Raw genomic sequence first — 16,244 nt, forward strand, 5'->3', positions numbered from 1 at the left:
TACAGTTTAACTTAGTTTTGGTGAAAATTAGTTTGTTTTGGGAACAAATATCTGAGGGAATTTTTTAATGAAGATGGAGAGAACAACCATTGCTGCTACGGCAGTAAGGATTCCGCTGATGCCGTTTACGGCGAGTGAGTAAGCCACGGCTCCCCAACCTTTCCATGCGTACTGACTCCAAAAGATGATACCTGCAATAAAGTGGAAGAAGTATTTAACAAGAACAGCTATGAAAATCCCTAATAAGACAGGGGGAAACTTGAGCTGGAGTGTTTTTTGGCGGAAAAGACCAGCAAGACCCAGAGAGAGTGGCGCTAAGATATATTCTAGAGAGGCTTGGCTGAGTGTGAGGATATAAGCATGCCCAGTGATAATTGCAAGGATTCCCCAAATGAGCCCGCCAATAACTCCTGCAACAAATCCACGACGTAAACTTAGTAGCAAGATTGGAATACAGGCTATTTCGATGATAATCCAGCCATAGACAGTATTAGGAATAAGGCTGATGATGAAAGCAAGCGCAGCCATGAAGGCTATCTCAGTCAACAAACGGATGTTGAATTTAGAATTAGACATAAAAAATCTCCTTTTTGATTAGCACGAAAGGAGGGTTTTGAGAGGTGGCATTATTTGCCTTATAACACATTCCTACGCTGGCATTACCCAGATCAGGTCAGATGGTATTTCTCACTCGCTTTTGCGAGACCCATTGTGCAAAAATATTTTACGTATCTAAGTTTAGCATAATTTTGAGAGAAAGTCATTTTAGAGGGATTAAAAGTAAAAGAAAACGAAGCTTATAAACTTCGTTTTTACAATCATACTGGCTATTTTTTCGTATTCTTTCTATCTTTATTTCGCTTTTTACCTACTAATGCGGTAGTAGCAACTCCTAGTGTGGCAAGACCTGCCAAACCTAGAGCAGAGGTAGCAGTCCCTGTTTGAGGGAGGTCAATATTTTCGGCGCCCGTGATAAGACCATTGATGTTAGTGTCGTTATCGCCATTAGCACTGTTATCATCATTGTCTTCGGCACCATCATTGACGTCTTCGTTTCCATTGTCTTTACCACTACCGTTTTGTTCATTATCTCCGTTTGGTGTAATATCTCCATTATCATTTTGTTCACTATCTCCGTTTGGTGGAGTACCGCCATTATTGTTTTGCCCATTTTCGCCATTACCGTCATTACCGCCATCTAGTGGGGGTACATTTCCATTATTGTTGCCGTTGTCGTCGTCTTCCTCTGGCGGAGGTGGCTCTTGCTCTAGCAACTCAAAGGCGCCTTCCTCGCCAAAAGTTGCGCCTTCCATGAATGTCATGGTGGCAAATCTAATATCGTGAAGCAAGCCTTCTGGAACAGCGGTAGAATAAGACACGAATGCAAACAAATCTTCTTTCTGTTGAGTGACACTAACCGTATATTTCTGCCAGATGAAGGATTGGGCTAAATGACTATCACTCTCATGTCGTCCTAGTTCAAGTACTCCAGATGCAATCATAGCATTACGATTGCCCTCATTGTTTCGGCGAATAGTCAGGAACATTAAATCATTGTCGGCGCCGGGAGTAACTCCTTCAATTTCAGGAATAACAAAGTCTGCAGTGCTTGCAAAGCCAGAATTGTAACTAGTACGTGGTAGTGCAATAGTTAGTGTGTCGCTTTCCGACATAGTGTTTAATAGATAGTGAATATTATTATCTTGCGTTCCAGTTGTACTCCACATTGCAATGCTACCAGATAAATTACTCCAAGTTTTCTCAGTTAAATCATCTGTAAGTATATTCTTTCCTACAATCCTCCAATTACCAGAGCTACCTAAACCGCTAGCAATCCATCCAGTTATAGCAATCAAACCGTTAGCTGGATTTTCAGTATATCCACCTAGTCCATTAATTGATCCAAACATTCCTTGATTGTACGGTCCACTTACCTTACGATTGATTTGCTCGGCCAAGTAGATCCCTGTTGCGTTAAGTCCAGTGTTCTCACCATCTCCCAAGATGATCTCTTCCCATAGTGGAGTGAAAATAACACGTCCGCCTTCTGGACTAGCTAGGAAGTCAAGTGATGCTTGTGTGAAGGTAAATTCAGGTAAGTAAGCTTCTTCCCCATTGGCAATTTTTTCCAAAAGTTTTGTCATTTCAGTGCGTAAAGTTTCAAGTTCTTCATTGTCAAGTTTCCCTTGTGCCTTTTGCTCCTCGAGATAAGCACCTATGATTTGGTTGGCTGTTAGTTGTAATGGCACTTGACTTGGGACTTGTATTTCCTCCCCGTTTGCCATACTATACCACAGGTTTCCATCGCTATCAAAGAAGTAGCCGTTTGCTGTATCTTCAGCGGACAACTCTTTTACATCATCTTTCGTCAGATAAGTTATTTCCCCGTCAACATCAATCACTGTTGGGTCAATCATCATCTTGATATAACGCGTGTAGTGTGCTTCATCAACATTGGTTTCTCGTTCTCCTACCATTCCAAATCCTCCCATAATAGCAAGACTTGGACCTAGGCTATACCCAGGACTTCTTAAGTGAGCGTAGTAACGACGTGCATTAACTTTGAAGACATTAGCAGCATCCGCACCATGTGCTTCTTTGATTTCATCCAATAAAGCTGCACGCGATGGTGCATTTAGTGCATTGTGTTCGTTACGATACTCATCATTATGTAGATTTTCTAAAGTCCCTGATGTGCGGAAACTATGCAGGGAAACATTTTGAACAATATTACCAACACGCTCTTTGTTTCCAAAACGAAATTCCTCATAGACATCCATATAGTCTAATCGTTTATCAAGGACATCAATTTGACTTTCGGTTAGTGCACCGTTGCGTGCTTCAGGATTATTTTGAAAGGTAATGTTTAATCTCTGCTCAGTGTGATAAAGCGGATGTTCTCCTAGTAAAGTAGGCGCTCCATCTTCATCATAAATCTGATGGAAAGACCAAGTCGCTCCTGGCCAATTTTCAGGGTCCCAGTTTTTAAGATTACCATCTATAGGATAGCCCTCTGGAGAAAAATTGTCCTTATCATCGAAAGGCGAGTCATTGACATCATAATAAATGATAATGGGAACTTGTGTCATCGCTGTAAAATTAGATTGTTCAGCAGGACTTAGAGCATTAAATTCTTCAACAGTAAGTCGCTGACGAGTACCATCATCGGATTGCTCATTTGCGACATAGTGGGTGATTTTATCTTCTCCTGTAGCAGGAACACTTCTCATAACAGGTCTTGACTCTCCAGTTTCATCGTCAATGTCTGCATTAATAATAAAGTGAGAAAGCACGAAGTCAACAATAGCTTGTTCATTATTTGGGTCTGTAGCCCAACTGTTTAGTGCTTCTTCTCTATCTCCAGAGGTTATGTCCAAGTTAGCTTCGGCAGCGATTGTCCCAAACAAATGAATGAGTAACTCGCGGAAATTGCCGTTTTGGCTCAAAGCCTTTGCGTCCCAAGTCATTATCCAGTCGTCATTTGAATTTTCGTGAATACGATTTTCGTCTTCATCATAATATCCACCAGCTGGTGTCTCGCCGTCAAGTTCAAGCTTGTCAAGGTCGATATCATCAGATTGCTCAATATCCCAATCAGGATCCCAAACAGGCGGTGTCCACGACACGTTTGATACTGTAGTATAAATTGTCTGAGGATTTGCTAATCCTGCTGTGGGGTTGTCCTCGTCAAATACTGGATTCCAGCCGTGTACGTCTCTATCCCAGTCAGGGTTTGCCATCTGAAAAAGTTCTTCAAATTGCCGTGGTATTTCTGGGGATTCCCAGCTTGGCGACACAAGGAGAAACTTCTGACTTTCCTCGTCCCGTGCGGCATAAGCCCAAATCAACCTGAGATTAGTTTCGCTTTCATCTTCCTCTGAATCAAAGTAAGGATTGAGCAAAACGAGCCAGCGTCCGCCAGTAAGTGTAGGTGGTGCGAGGTCTTCCGTGCCCAGCTGAAAAGGTCCATCAATCCCTACAGAGACACCAAAGTTTGTATCAAAAAGCTCAATATCCTCCAAAATCTCGTGTGCAAACGAGTTCATACCTGCTTCATCCTCGGCGAGACTCTGGAGGAAATGAATGGCGTCTTCCTCGTCTTTGCGCCGATAGGGGCGGTAAGCAGCAAGTGCGGGTTGCCCTCCCATTAATATCGTCATTGCGATTGTCAAAATTTTTAATGAATTTCTTTTATAATTCTTATTTTGATTCATGGATTATTCTCCTGTATTTTTATTTTTTAGGCCTTAACTCCATTATATATATATATATATATATATATATATATATATCAAGTGATTTGAGATTTTCTAATAAAACTCTAATTTGATTAAAAAATAAGAAAGGATAGAGAGAATGTTTTGGCTTGCATAAAATATTTTTAAGTCAACATAAAAAAATGATAAGTTCAGAATGGACAAATGTTTGTTAGAATGATTTCATAGACAAATTCGGATAGCAAAAAGCGGTCGAGTAAGTAACTATGAAAGTTAGCACAGAGAGCTTGTGGTGGTGAGAACAAGCGTAGCGGAAGTGGTGAAAATGGCTTGATGAGCGTGTGTTAGTGAGTTTTCGAGCTAACAACGGTGTGGTTCTCGTTATTGAACTTGAAAGTTGCTTTTGATAGCTTTGGCTCAGTTTGAGCTTGAGAGTATCAGTAGGCTTGAATTAAGAATGGTACCACGATTTAGCTCGTTTCTTTTGTGAAATGGGCTATTTTTTGATTATAAGAATTTGTTTGAAATAGATAGAAATTATAGGAGATTTGATAATGAATCCAAGAAACAGAAATATTTTGATTGCGGTAGTCATCGTAGTCATCATCGCAGTAGCCGCATTTTTCGGCTTGAATCACAAAGCTGGTGCTTCTAAAACAGCGAATAAGACCGTAAATATCGGGATTATGACTGGAACAAAGCAAGATGACTCAATCTGGAAGGCTGTTTCTAAGACAGCAAAAGACAAATATGGTATTACACTGAAATTTACACACTTTACGGACTATACGCAGCCAAATACAGCGCTAAAAAATGGCGATATTGATTTGAATGCTTTCCAACACTATGCTTTTCTTAATGATTGGAATAAAGCGAATAATGGAACTTTAGTTGCGATTGGGGATACAGTAATTTCTCCGATTGGTGTGTATTCTAAGACGCTTAAAAATCTTAGTGATATTAAAGAAGGTGGAACGATTGCAGTACCAAATGATGCCTCAAATGAAAGTCGTGCCCTTTATGTTTTGAAGTCTGCAGGGCTTATCAAGCTTGACGTTTCAGGAACTTCTTTGGCTACAGTAAAAGACATCACATCAAATCCTAAGAAATTGGTGGTTAAAGAACTTGATGCTTCACAAACTGCTCGTGCTTTGGACTCTGTAGATGCTGCTGTGATTAATAATAACTATGCGGTAACTGCTGGTCTTAAACAATCTGATGCCATCTATACTGAGCCAGTCAATAAAGATAGCCAACAATGGATTAATATTATTGTTGCTAACAAGAAAGATAAAAACAACACACTTTATAAAGATGTTGTGAAAGCTTATGAGTCTCCTGCAACGAAGAAAGCTATTGAAAAAGCTTATCCAGACAAGAGCACGATTCCTGCTTGGGGATTGAAGTTGAAATAGAAATACGGAGTGTGCCTACCTGCGCAAGAGTTGCGTATTTAGGGAGAAGGTAGTTTGAAGTTAGGGAGTGAATGATGAATCCAAGAAATAGAAATATTATTATTGCTGTTGTCGTTGTTGTGATAATCGCTGTTGCTGCGTTTATTGGTTTAAGTCATAAGTCCAATACGGCGGATGCAAGTAAAAATGGTACTAAAACAGTCAAGGTTGGTATCATGAGTGGAGATAAGCAAGACCAAGCGGTTTGGAAGTCTGTTGCTAAAACAGCGAAAGATAAGTATAATCTGAATTTGAAGTTTGTGTATTTTACGGATTATAATCAACCTAATGAAGCTTTGCTTTCAGGAGATATTGATGTAAATGCTTTTCAGTCTTATAACTATGTAGACAACTGGAATAAGGCGCATCATACTGATATTGTTTCTGTTGGAAATACTTATATTACTCCAATGCATATCTATTCTCAAAAAATTAAAGATATTTCAGATGTGAAAGATAGAGATTCTGTTGCGATTCCAAATGATGCGGCAAATGAAAGTCGTGCGCTCTTTGTCCTACAAAGTGCTGGATTGATAAAGTTGAATACGACTGACGCGACTAAGCTTGTGGGCTTGCCTGATATTACAAGTAATCCGAAAAATCTGCAAATTAAAGAAGTAGATGCGAGTCAAACACCACGTGCACTTAGCTCAGTTACGATTTCTGTGGTAAACTATAACTATGCGACTGCAGCAAGTCTGCCAAAGAGTGAGTCTATCTACATGGAACCTTTGGACAAAACTTCTGCACAATATATCAACTTTATTGCTACGACGAAAAAAGAGAAGAACAATAAAGTTTACAAAGAAGTGGCGAAAGCCTATGCTTCAGAGGAAACAAAGAAAGCAATTAAGACACAATATCCGGATGGTGGTGAGCTACCAGCTTGGAATTTAAAATTGTAATAAAGAGGATTCTTGCTTTGAAAAGCAGAAGTTCTTTGTCAATCCAATGCGATGAACAGGATGGCTTGGATTGATGGATAAATAAACTGTCAGATGGTGGATGAAGGATGATTTCAGTCTGCTGATTGGGGGCGCTTAGACTGGTCGCACTCATCTGACAGTTTTGTCGGTCATTTGGCAGGGAATGAAGTCAAGACTTAATTTAGTCGGACGAAAATCAAAGCTTAGTACTGTTTTCTCCTCCGTCTAAGAGGTGAAAAGAGGGGTTAGCACATACTTGCTTTGATAAAAAAATGGAAGGACTAAGTTTGACTGCTGATTTGAAGTCAGGGTAACAATAGGTCAAACTTATATTTTAATTATGACAGCGATTATTGAGTTAAATAATGTTTCTGTGCAATTTCATCAAAAAGGGCGCTTGATTACGGCGGTAAATGAGGCAAATTTGCATATTGAAAAAGGTGATATCTATGGTGTGATTGGCTATTCTGGTGCAGGAAAATCAACGCTTGTTCGTACGATTAATTTGCTACAAAAGCCAACGGCGGGGCAGATTGTTGTTAATGGTGAGGTGATTTTTGATAGTGAAAATCCGGTGAAATTTACTGGTTTGAAACTACGTGAGTTTCGGCAAAAAGTCGGAATGATTTTTCAGCACTTTAATCTTCTTTCTGAAAAGACGGTTTTTGCAAATGTTTCTTTTGCTCTACAACATACGCAGATTACAGATGAAAAAGGGAAGAAGCGTTATTTGACAAAAAATGAAAAAGCAGATAAGGTCAATCGGCTGCTTGAATTGGTTGATTTGGCGGAGCTTTCTGATAAATATCCTGCGCAGCTTTCGGGCGGACAAAAACAGCGGGTTGCGATTGCGCGTGCGCTTGCGAATGACCCAGAAATCTTGATTTCTGATGAGGGGACTTCAGCACTTGACCCTAAAACAACAAATCAAATTTTGGATTTGTTGAAAGATTTGCACGATAGGCTCGGTTTAACGATTGTATTGATTACGCATGAGATGGCGGTGGTCAAGGAGATTGCAAATAAGGTAGCTGTCATGCAAAATGGTGATATTATCGAGCAAAATAGTTTGATTGATATTTTTGCTAAGCCACAACAGACGTTAACAAAGCAGTTTATTGAAACGACGAGTTCGGTTAATCGCTTTATCGCTGGTCTTTCTAAGACGGATATTTTGCAAAATATTTCTGCTGATGAAGAATTAATTCATTTGGACTTTGGCTCTGGAACGGTGGAAGAACCAATTATTTCTTTGATTAATAAGAATTTTGATGTAACGACAAGCATTTTCTATGGTAATGTTGAGTTACTTCAAGGAAGTTCACTTGGTTCATTAATCATCACGCTAAAAGGGGCTGATGAGGAACGTGAGAAGGTTAAGAAATATTTGGCTGGAACAAGTATCGAGTTCGAAGTACTAAGTGCTTCAAATGAAGGAGGAAAATAATGGCAGAATGGTTTGCACACACCTTTCCTAATGTGGTTTATCTTGGATGGACTGGAGAAACTGGATGGTGGACATCAATTGTTCAGACTTTGTATATGACTTTTATTTCGGCAATTATTGGTGGTTTGCTTGGTTTGATTTTTGGGATTGGAGTTGTCGTGACGGCAGAAGATGGGATTACACCGAATCGTCCTCTTTTCTGGATTTTGGATAAGGTTGTGTCGATTGGTCGAGCTTTTCCTTTCATCATCTTGCTTGCCGCAATCGCCCCTTTTACAAAAGCTCTAGTGGGAACGCAAATCGGGATGACTGCGGCTTTGGTTCCTTTGGCGCTTGGTGTTGCTCCTTTTTATGCGCGTCAGGTGCAGGCTTCTTTGGAGTCTGTTGACAGAGGTAAAGTCGAGGCGGCACAGACGGTTGGTGCAGATTTTCTCGATATTGTTTTCACAGTTTATCTGCGTGAGGAGTTATCTGGATTGATTCGGGTTTCGACTGTTACTCTGATTTCTTTAATTGGTCTTACTGCGATGGCTGGTGCGATTGGTGCTGGTGGGCTGGGTAATACGGCAATCTCTTACGGTTATAATCGTTTTGCGAATGATGTGACTTGGTTTGCAACGATTTTGATTTTGATTTTTGTGTTATTGGTGCAGTTGATTGGTGATTTTTTGGCAAAGAGAGCTTCACATCGCTAGAAAGATTTCATAGGGAAGAGGTTTTTCTTTGTGTGATTACACTTGTTTTGATGAAAGATAAAAAAGGTAGTAAAATGAAAAATAATTCTGTAAAAATTGTTGTGGCGACTGGTATTGGTGCAGCGCTCTTTGTTATTATTGGTTGGTTGATTAATATTCCTACGCCTGTTCCAAATACGAGTATTCAGTTGCAATATGCGGTTCTGGCCTTGTTCTCTGCTTTGTTTGGTCCTTTAGCTGGGTTTTTGATTGGATTCATTGGACACGCGCTTAAAGATTCATTCTTGTATGGTTCTCCTTGGTGGACTTGGGTTTTGGGTTCAGGTTTGTCAGGTTTGTTCTTTGCTTTTGCGGTGAAACGTGATCAGCTGGTACAAGGGATTTTTGGTGGTAAGGAAATTGTTCGTTTTAATCTTGTGCAGCTGGTGACAAATGTTGTGGTATGGGGCGTTATTGCGCCGATTGGTGATATTTTGGTTTATAATGAGCCTGCGAATAAGGTCTTTACACAAGGTGTTGTTGCTGGTCTTGCAAATGCTGTGACGGTTGCTGTTGCTGGGACTTTGCTTTTGAAGCTTTATGCTGCAACGCGCACGAAGTCGGGGTCGCTTGACAAGGAATGAAAAAATTGTGATAAAATAAGGAGCAGCAAATTTTTGCTGCTTGATTTTGTTTTTTATGGTGTTTGTTGTAAGATGGCGATGAATGAACCTTAGCGTATTGAAATAATTATTAGTTATAAAAAGAAGAATATGAAACCATTAATTTCTTTTAAGAATTTTACATTTAAGTATGATTTACAAAAAAATCCAACGCTGAAAAATATTAATTTGGAGATTTTTCCTAGTGAAAAGGTGCTGATTGTGGGACCTTCTGGCTCTGGGAAATCAACGATTGGGCAGTGCTTGAATGGGATTTTGCCTCATCTTTATAAAGGAACTTCAACAGGCGAGCTGACTATTTCTGGCTTGCCTTTTGGTGCATCTATTGCAGAGCTGTCTAGTCAGGTCTCAACGATTTTGCAGGACACGGATGGTCAATTTATTGGATTGACGGTGGCTGAAGATGTGGCTTTTGCGCTTGAAAATGATGAATGTGAGTTGTCAGTCATGCGTGAGACGGTGGAGCATTGGTCAGAGGTGACAGAATTGTCGGCACTTTTGACGAAGCATCCGCAAGATTTATCGGGGGTCAAAAACAGCGGGTAACGCTTGCGGGTGTGCTGGTGGATGAATCGCCGATTTTGCTGTTTGATGAGCCGCTTGCAAATCTTGACCCACAAGCCTGTCGGGATACGATGGCATTGATTAGACGGATACATGAGGAAAATCAGGTGACAACAATCGTGATTGAACATCGGATTGAAGAAGTGTTGCCACTGGGAATTGATAAGGTGGTTGTGGTAAATGATGGTGAGATTGTGGCAGTTGGACATCCAGACGAACTGTTGCGAACGGCGGTTTTTGAGGAAAATGGTTTGCGTGAACCGCTTTATCTAACGGCTCTAAAGTCTGCTTATGTCTCATCACTACTTCCTGATTTTTCAAAGTTAGAAAATCTTGATAAGGAGCCTTCAAAAGTGGCTCTAGCTACTTTTGTCAGTGAAAACAGACGTGTTGACAAGCTTGTCAGTACTGACAAAATCCTGTCAGTGCGTGATTTGTCTGTTGCGTTTGATGAGCATGAAGTTTTGCGTGGGATAAATCTTGATGTTTTCGAGGGAGAGCGTATTTCGATTGTTGGGAAAAATGGGGTTGGAAAGTCAACATTTGCAAATAGTTTGTGTCAATTTGTGCGTTCTTCAGGTGAGGTTTTTTATCGTGGAAAGTCTGTCAGTACTGATACGATTGCTGAACGTGCGGGTCGGATTGGCTATATTATGCAGAATCCAAATCTGATGATTTCTCAAAACATAGTGGTTGATGAGGTTGCTTTTGGTTTGCGTTTACGTCAGGTTGATGAGGCTGTCATTACTGACAAAGTGGAAAAAATCTTGAAAGTTTGTGGTTTGTTTCCGTTTAGAAATTGGCCGATTAGTTCCCTTTCTTATGGACAGAAAAAGCGAGTAACGATTGCAAGTATTTTGGTGCTTGAGCCAGAAATTTTATTGCTTGATGAGCCAACGGCAGCGCAGGATTTACGTTCCTACCGAGAGATTATGGATTTTCTTTGCGAACTTAATCAGCGATTAAATTTGACGATGATTATGATTACACATGATATGTATCTTATCACTGAATATACTGACAGAACGCTGGTTTTTGCTGATGGAAAAATCGTGGCTGACCAAGCACCTTCTGAGGTCTTGGCATCAGAAGAATTGCTTTCGCTTGGAAATCTGACACAGACGAGCCTTTATGAGCTTGCTGACAGAGTGGAACTTGATCCAGTAGCGCTGAACGAGGCTTTCATAAGTAGACAAAAAACTGTCAGTTCTGACAAAGAGGTTTTAACTTAGCAAGTGCGTGCTATCTTCGCCCTTTGGGCTACGTTGTCCATCCTCGCTACGGTGCTAAAGCACCTAGTCGGAGTGGCAATTCCCCCACCTCTTAAAGGTGGGGGATAAGCAGCACTAAGCTCTGCTTTCGTTCTACTGCCCTAGGGTCTTAGCGATTTAGCGCTTAGACTTCAGGGACAGGGTGACCTCATATCTTTGATGTGAGGTTGTACCCTAACATTGGTGGGAGAGAAAGAATCTCCCACCAATGAAGTAATCACTTCAAATATAGAAGGGAACTAAGTTTGCCCACTTTGAAGTCAGTGAAAATATAGTTATGTTATCTATACCACGGTGTCTATTCGCTCCAAAGCAATCACTATCCTATAAAAGCGAAATGCAGGCAAGGACTGTAGTCGAAGTGATAACTGGTAATACTTATCAGCTAGATATATTTTGCTAGGGATAATCTGCTGTAAAAGTCAATAATGAATTGGTGCTGTGGTCTAACTTTAATTTGACTTTGATGCTTTGCATTCAACAGTCATGAGAAGCTAGAAGTAACAAAAGAATCATTGACAATTTTCATAACTTTTTAATAGTTGGGTCTATATCTTATCATGAATAATCAACTTAAAATTCTTGGCTTTACGGCGGGTGATGGCTTTGTCTATAGGCTTAATGCAACGAGTAAGCTGCTCTTTTTTATCCTCGTATCTATAAGTTGCATGGTGACTTATGACACGAGATATTTGGCTTTTGTTGCTATTTTTTCAACTTTACTTTTTCGTTTTTCGAAAATTCCATTTGCTTCAGTGAAACGAGTGGCGCAGTTTGCGGCCTTGTTTGCTGTGCTTAATATTATTTTTGTTTTTATTTTTGACCCAAACTATGGCGCGCGTTTGTATGGGTCACAGACCATGATTTTTGGCCCGTTTTCTGCGGAGGAATTATTTTATTTGTTCAATCTAGTGTTGAAATATTTTTGTACGATTCCGCTGGCACTTTTGTTTCTTTTGACGACAAATCCTAGCCAATTTGCGAGTAGTTTGAATAAAATTGGTCTTCCCTATCGTTCGTCTTATTCGGTGTCGCTTGCGCTTCGTTATATTCCTGATATGCAAGAAAAGTTCATCACGATTCGCAATGCTCAGGAGGCGCGCGGGATGGAATTATCGAAAAAAGGGAACTTTTTTGGGAAAATCAAACTTAATGTCCAACTTCTTTTGCCTCTAATTTTTTCGAGTTTGGAGCAGATTGATACGATTTCTACCGCGATGGAGTTGCGACGTTTTGGGAAGAAGAAAAAAAGAACATGGTATACCTATCAGAAGTTGGTCGGGCAAGATTTTGCAGCCATTGCCTTGGCAATTTTGTGCGTTCTAACTGTTATTGCATTATTTTTTGTTAATCAAGGTCGATTTTTTAATCCATTTCACTGACAATTTCCTGTCAGTGTTTTTTACTAGTTTGTCAGTAAATTTGGATAAAGATTTTTACAGAAATCTTGTAAACGAACAAGTTTTATGGCATAATAGACTTGTAAAATACTTTTGACAAACAAATCATTTGCAAAAAATAAAGAAGTTTGAAATGAAGCTATGACTTCATGTGTTGGTTGTAATTAGATAGAGTGACTCTCACATCTTAAATTGAGTTTGGAGCCAAAAGCTAGGCGATTGATAAAACGGAACCTGTGCTTCGCACAGAATCACATTTTCCTAAATCACTACGCTTTTGAACGAGCGCTCTTTACCTCTTATAATTGAGTTCGAAGCGCTTGAAATTAGTGAAAATAGACAACTTCCAGAACCGCGCTTTTGCACGAACCTGAAATTTTCTAATTTTCATAATTTCAGGACGAGCGCTCCTTACCTCTTAATCAACTGAGTTCGGAAGGCTAGAAACTTGCAAAAAAAGATGAAATTTTGAACCTGCTGCTTAAGCAGAACCAAAGATTTCCCTATTTTTCACAGTTTCTAAGCAAGCCTTCCTCACATCTTATAATTGAGTTCGGAGCGCTTGAAATTAGTGAAAATAGACAACTTCCAGAACCGCGCTTTTGCACGAACCTGAAATTTTCTAATTTTCATAATTTCAGGACGAGCGCTCCTCACATCTTATTTTGAAAGGAAATAGTAATGGAAAATAAAATACGTGAATTGCGTCGTTTGCACCATCTTTCGCAAGAGGATATTGCGCATATTGCACACGTCTCGCGTCAGACGATTAATGCAATTGAGAATGATAAATACGATCCTGAGTTAATGCTGGCGTTTAAGCTTGCCGATACGTTGGGAACAACGGTTGATGAGCTTTTCAATTACAAACCAGCTATAGTAAAAAGGAAAGAAAACGATGTATTTTGGTGCGAAAAATATCAATGTGTGCTATGGAAAAGAGCAGGTGTTGAAAAACATCACGTTGTCGATTGAAAAAGGGAAAACAACGGCGATTATCGGAATCAATGGTTCTGGAAAATCAACACTTTTAAAGGCTTTAGGGCGTTTAATCAAGTCTGACGGAGAAGTTATTTTTAATGACAGACCTCTGTCAGCACTGACAAATCTTGAAATTGCACGGATTTTATCACTTTTACCTCAGTCAGCAATGGCACCAGCAGACATTACCGTTTATGAGTTGGTCAGTTTGGGACGATTTCCCCATCAAAGATTGATGCAACAACATTTATCAAAAGATGATGAAGCTTTTGTTGAGCAAATTATGCGAGAAACAAATGTATGGGAAATGCGTAATAGTAAGGTATCGAGCCTATCAGGAGGACAACGTCAGCGGGTATTTATTACGATGATTTTGGTGCAAGACAGTGAAATTATCTTGCTAGATGAACCGACAACTTATCTTGATTTGGTTCATCAACTTGATATTTTGCATTTGCTCAAAGAATTTGCGACAAAGCGAAAAAAAACGGTTGTCTATGTGATTCATGACTTGAACCATGCCGCACGTTTTGCTGATAATCTAGTGCTTGTTAAAGAAGGAAAAGTCGTTGCCGAGGGGCCTGTTGAAGAACTTTTCACAGAAAGCTCGCTTAAAGATTGTTTTGGTCTGGATGTGACATTAGGGTGTGATACATTTACTAAAAGTTTGATGATTACAGGGGTGAAAAATGCCTAAGAAACGCTTTGCAATGCTTTTTTTTACCCTTGTTTTTTTCTTGCTCATCTTATCTGTACTTTATCTAATGTTAGGTGCAAAAAATTATCCACTGTCAGCGTTGTTACAAAATAAAATTGTCTTACAACTTCGGCTTCCAAGACTTTTGAGCCTATATCTCGTTGGATTTCTACTATCTACGAGTGGTTTTCTAGTTCAAATTATGACACGAAATCCGCTTGCTGAAATGTCAACCCTAGGAATTTCAGGAGGTGCAAGTTTTGCCTTGTCGTTATTGTTGACCCTCGGATTGTCAACGAATGATGGTATTTCAGTTATCATTTCATCTATTGGAGCTTTTCTTGCCCTCTCAATTGTTATGTTGCTGACCGCAAGAACTCATTTTCAGCCCTTAAAAGTAGTTTTAGTTGGGACATCAGTTGGATTATTCGCGACTAGCTTGGCAAGTTCATTGACTTTTGCAAGTCATAATACGCAAGCCTATTTTTTATGGATCGTGGGTTCTTTTTCCGGCATTACTGACACGAAAGTGATTTTGATGACAGTCGTCAGTTGTATTTTCCTTAGTGTTCTTTTTCTTTTCTCAAATCGTATCAAACTCCTCTCTTTTGGTGATGAGATGGCGACTTCTTTGGGAGTATCGGTCAATCAAGTTCGCTTTGCAATTATGATTTTGGTTGCTTTAGCATCAGGTGCTACGATTGCGTCAGTAGGAGTGATTAGTTTTGTTGGGCTGATTGCACCGCATATTGCCAAGCCTTTTGCTAGAACGAATTTTTGGCAAAATGTAATTTTGTCAGTGCTGACAGGAATGATATTATTGGTTTTAGCTGACCTTGTAGCAAGAAATTTGTTCAAACCCTATGAATTTCCCGCGGGAAGTTTGACGATGTTGCTTGGCGCACCATTTTTCCTCTGGATTATCGCAAAGGAGGCAAAATGAAAAAGAAATTTATTCTTTTATTTTCAATCCTTATTATCATTGCATTTATTGATTTGACGCAATTTTCAACTGATACACAAATGTTGGCACTCTTGATTCCTAATTTTCGGCTTCCAAGACTTATTATTATTTTAGCCGCAGGAATGGCGCTTTCAATCGCTGGATTTATTATTCAAACTGTTGCTGAAAATCCACTTGCAGATAGTGGAACAATAGGAATTACATCAGGTGCAAGTGCGGGTAGCGTCGCATTTTTACTCGTAGCAGATCATTTTAAACTCACAGGTTTTTGGAATTTTTCTTATCCTATCTTTGCATTATTAGGAGCGATTGTTGCATTTGGTTTAATTTACTTTTTCGCACTCAAGAAAAATGTAAGCTCAGTGCGTGTACTATTGACAGGGATTGCTATCACAGCATTTTTTCAGGCAATGATTACACTCGCACAACTATCTGTTAATAGTTTTGATTTCCAAAAAGTTGCGGTTTGGTTATCAGGTGATGTGTGGCAAACAGATACCAGTTATCTCTTGGTTTGTCTAGTTTTACTTGTCATAGCGCTTGGTTTTTTACCTTTTTCAATGAATAAGCTAGAAATTATATCGCTTGGTGAAGAAATGGCGACAACTTTGGGGTAGATATTCAAAAAACGAAGACACAGCTTTATTTTATTGCGCTTTTATTTGCTGCTGTTGGTGTCTTACTTGTCGGTGGACTTGCATTTGTCGGTCTAATTGCACCACATATTGCACGTGAAATCGTTGGCTTCAAATCACGTCGTAGACTTGCTGCAACGGCTCTAAGTGGAATGATTATCCTAGTATTTGCTGATATTATTTCGCAACTTGTGATTGCGCCATCAAGTCTTCCTTTGGGCTTCGTTGTTGCCTTTATCGGAGCGCCTTATTATATTTATCTCATCCAAAAAGTTTAAGAAATTAATTTGTAAACACAAATTTCTTATAAAAAATAACTGAGTTCGGTGCG

11 protein-coding genes, 2 pseudogenes and 1 riboswitch are annotated in these 16,244 nt (G+C 39.6%); of the genes and pseudogenes, 11 read left to right on the forward strand and 2 right to left on the reverse strand.

The features are described from left to right. Positions 1-27: 27 nt before the first annotated feature. On the reverse strand, positions 28-576 hold the full coding sequence (gene thiT, locus FLP15_RS04480) for an energy-coupled thiamine transporter ThiT (RefSeq protein WP_142766166.1): 549 nt from the start codon (positions 574-576) through the stop codon (positions 28-30). Between the two features lie 52 nt (positions 577-628). Next, a riboswitch (TPP riboswitch) is annotated at positions 629-720 on the reverse strand. A 107-nt stretch (positions 721-827) separates the two neighbouring features. Further along, positions 828-4,214 (reverse strand): LPXTG cell wall anchor domain-containing protein, encoded by a 3,387-nt coding sequence (locus FLP15_RS04485; protein WP_142766167.1) that lies wholly within the window; start codon positions 4,212-4,214, stop codon positions 828-830. A gap of 557 nt (positions 4,215-4,771) precedes the next feature. Between FLP15_RS04485 and FLP15_RS04490 the strand changes: the two genes are divergently transcribed. From FLP15_RS04490 to FLP15_RS04540, 11 genes and pseudogenes are all read left to right on the forward strand, one after another. Next, positions 4,772-5,632, forward strand: a complete 861-nt coding sequence (locus FLP15_RS04490) for a MetQ/NlpA family ABC transporter substrate-binding protein (protein WP_142766168.1) — start codon at positions 4,772-4,774, stop codon at positions 5,630-5,632. A gap of 74 nt (positions 5,633-5,706) precedes the next feature. After that, positions 5,707-6,576, forward strand: a complete 870-nt coding sequence (locus FLP15_RS04495) for a MetQ/NlpA family ABC transporter substrate-binding protein (protein WP_142767429.1) — start codon at positions 5,707-5,709, stop codon at positions 6,574-6,576. Positions 6,577-6,937: 361 nt separating this feature from the next. Next, positions 6,938-8,044, forward strand: a complete 1,107-nt coding sequence (locus FLP15_RS04500) for a methionine ABC transporter ATP-binding protein (RefSeq protein WP_142766169.1) — start codon at positions 6,938-6,940, stop codon at positions 8,042-8,044. Next, positions 8,044-8,739, forward strand: coding sequence for a methionine ABC transporter permease (locus FLP15_RS04505; protein ID WP_142766170.1), 696 nt, complete (start codon positions 8,044-8,046; stop codon positions 8,737-8,739). The genes FLP15_RS04500 and FLP15_RS04505 overlap by 1 nt, the downstream gene beginning before the upstream one ends. Positions 8,740-8,813: 74 nt before the next feature. Then, complete coding sequence (locus FLP15_RS04510) at positions 8,814-9,362, forward strand: ECF-type riboflavin transporter substrate-binding protein (protein ID WP_142767430.1); 549 nt, start codon at positions 8,814-8,816, stop codon at positions 9,360-9,362. A 129-nt stretch (positions 9,363-9,491) separates the two neighbouring features. Further along, positions 9,492-11,197: pseudogene (locus tag FLP15_RS04515) on the forward strand (ABC transporter ATP-binding protein). A 599-nt stretch (positions 11,198-11,796) separates the two neighbouring features. Next, entirely contained in the window at positions 11,797-12,618 is an 822-nt protein-coding gene (locus tag FLP15_RS04520) for an energy-coupling factor transporter transmembrane component T family protein (protein ID WP_142766171.1), read from the forward strand. A gap of 699 nt (positions 12,619-13,317) precedes the next feature. Continuing rightward, on the forward strand, positions 13,318-13,611 hold the full coding sequence (locus FLP15_RS04525) for a helix-turn-helix transcriptional regulator (protein WP_120773104.1): 294 nt from the start codon (positions 13,318-13,320) through the stop codon (positions 13,609-13,611). After that, a complete protein-coding gene (locus tag FLP15_RS04530; protein WP_142766172.1) occupies positions 13,535-14,314 on the forward strand; it encodes an ABC transporter ATP-binding protein in 780 nt (259 codons plus the stop codon). Before FLP15_RS04525 ends, FLP15_RS04530 begins: the two co-directional genes overlap by 77 nt. After that, complete coding sequence (locus tag FLP15_RS04535) at positions 14,307-15,257, forward strand: FecCD family ABC transporter permease (protein WP_142766173.1); 951 nt, start codon at positions 14,307-14,309, stop codon at positions 15,255-15,257. The genes FLP15_RS04530 and FLP15_RS04535 overlap by 8 nt, the downstream gene beginning before the upstream one ends. Then, positions 15,254-16,191 (forward strand): annotated as a pseudogene (locus FLP15_RS04540) (FecCD family ABC transporter permease). The gene FLP15_RS04535 and the pseudogene FLP15_RS04540 overlap by 4 nt, the downstream one beginning before the upstream one ends. Positions 16,192-16,244 lie beyond the last annotated feature (53 nt).

This window comes from Lactococcus protaetiae (assembly GCF_006965445.1).
Classification (GTDB): Bacteria; Bacillota; Bacilli; order Lactobacillales; family Streptococcaceae; genus Lactococcus; species Lactococcus protaetiae.

Excerpts from the sequence above, each read along its gene's own strand:
- FLP15_RS04530 (WP_142766172.1), top strand. The coding sequence starts at position 13,535 with ATGTATTTTGGTGCGAAAAATATCAATGTGTGCTATGGAAAAGAGCAG.
- FLP15_RS04505 (WP_142766170.1), top strand. The coding sequence starts at position 8,044 with ATGGCAGAATGGTTTGCACACACCTTTCCTAATGTGGTTTATCTTGGA.
- FLP15_RS04485 (WP_142766167.1), bottom strand. The coding sequence starts at position 4,214 with ATGAATCAAAATAAGAATTATAAAAGAAATTCATTAAAAATTTTGACA.
- thiT (WP_142766166.1), bottom strand. The coding sequence starts at position 576 with ATGTCTAATTCTAAATTCAACATCCGTTTGTTGACTGAGATAGCCTTC.
- FLP15_RS04500 (WP_142766169.1), top strand. The coding sequence starts at position 6,938 with ATGACAGCGATTATTGAGTTAAATAATGTTTCTGTGCAATTTCATCAA.
- FLP15_RS04495 (WP_142767429.1), top strand. The coding sequence starts at position 5,707 with ATGAATCCAAGAAATAGAAATATTATTATTGCTGTTGTCGTTGTTGTG.
- FLP15_RS04525 (WP_120773104.1), top strand. The coding sequence starts at position 13,318 with ATGGAAAATAAAATACGTGAATTGCGTCGTTTGCACCATCTTTCGCAA.
- FLP15_RS04510 (WP_142767430.1), top strand. The coding sequence starts at position 8,814 with ATGAAAAATAATTCTGTAAAAATTGTTGTGGCGACTGGTATTGGTGCA.
- FLP15_RS04490 (WP_142766168.1), top strand. The coding sequence starts at position 4,772 with ATGAATCCAAGAAACAGAAATATTTTGATTGCGGTAGTCATCGTAGTC.
- FLP15_RS04520 (WP_142766171.1), top strand. The coding sequence starts at position 11,797 with ATGAATAATCAACTTAAAATTCTTGGCTTTACGGCGGGTGATGGCTTT.
- FLP15_RS04535 (WP_142766173.1), top strand. The coding sequence starts at position 14,307 with ATGCCTAAGAAACGCTTTGCAATGCTTTTTTTTACCCTTGTTTTTTTC.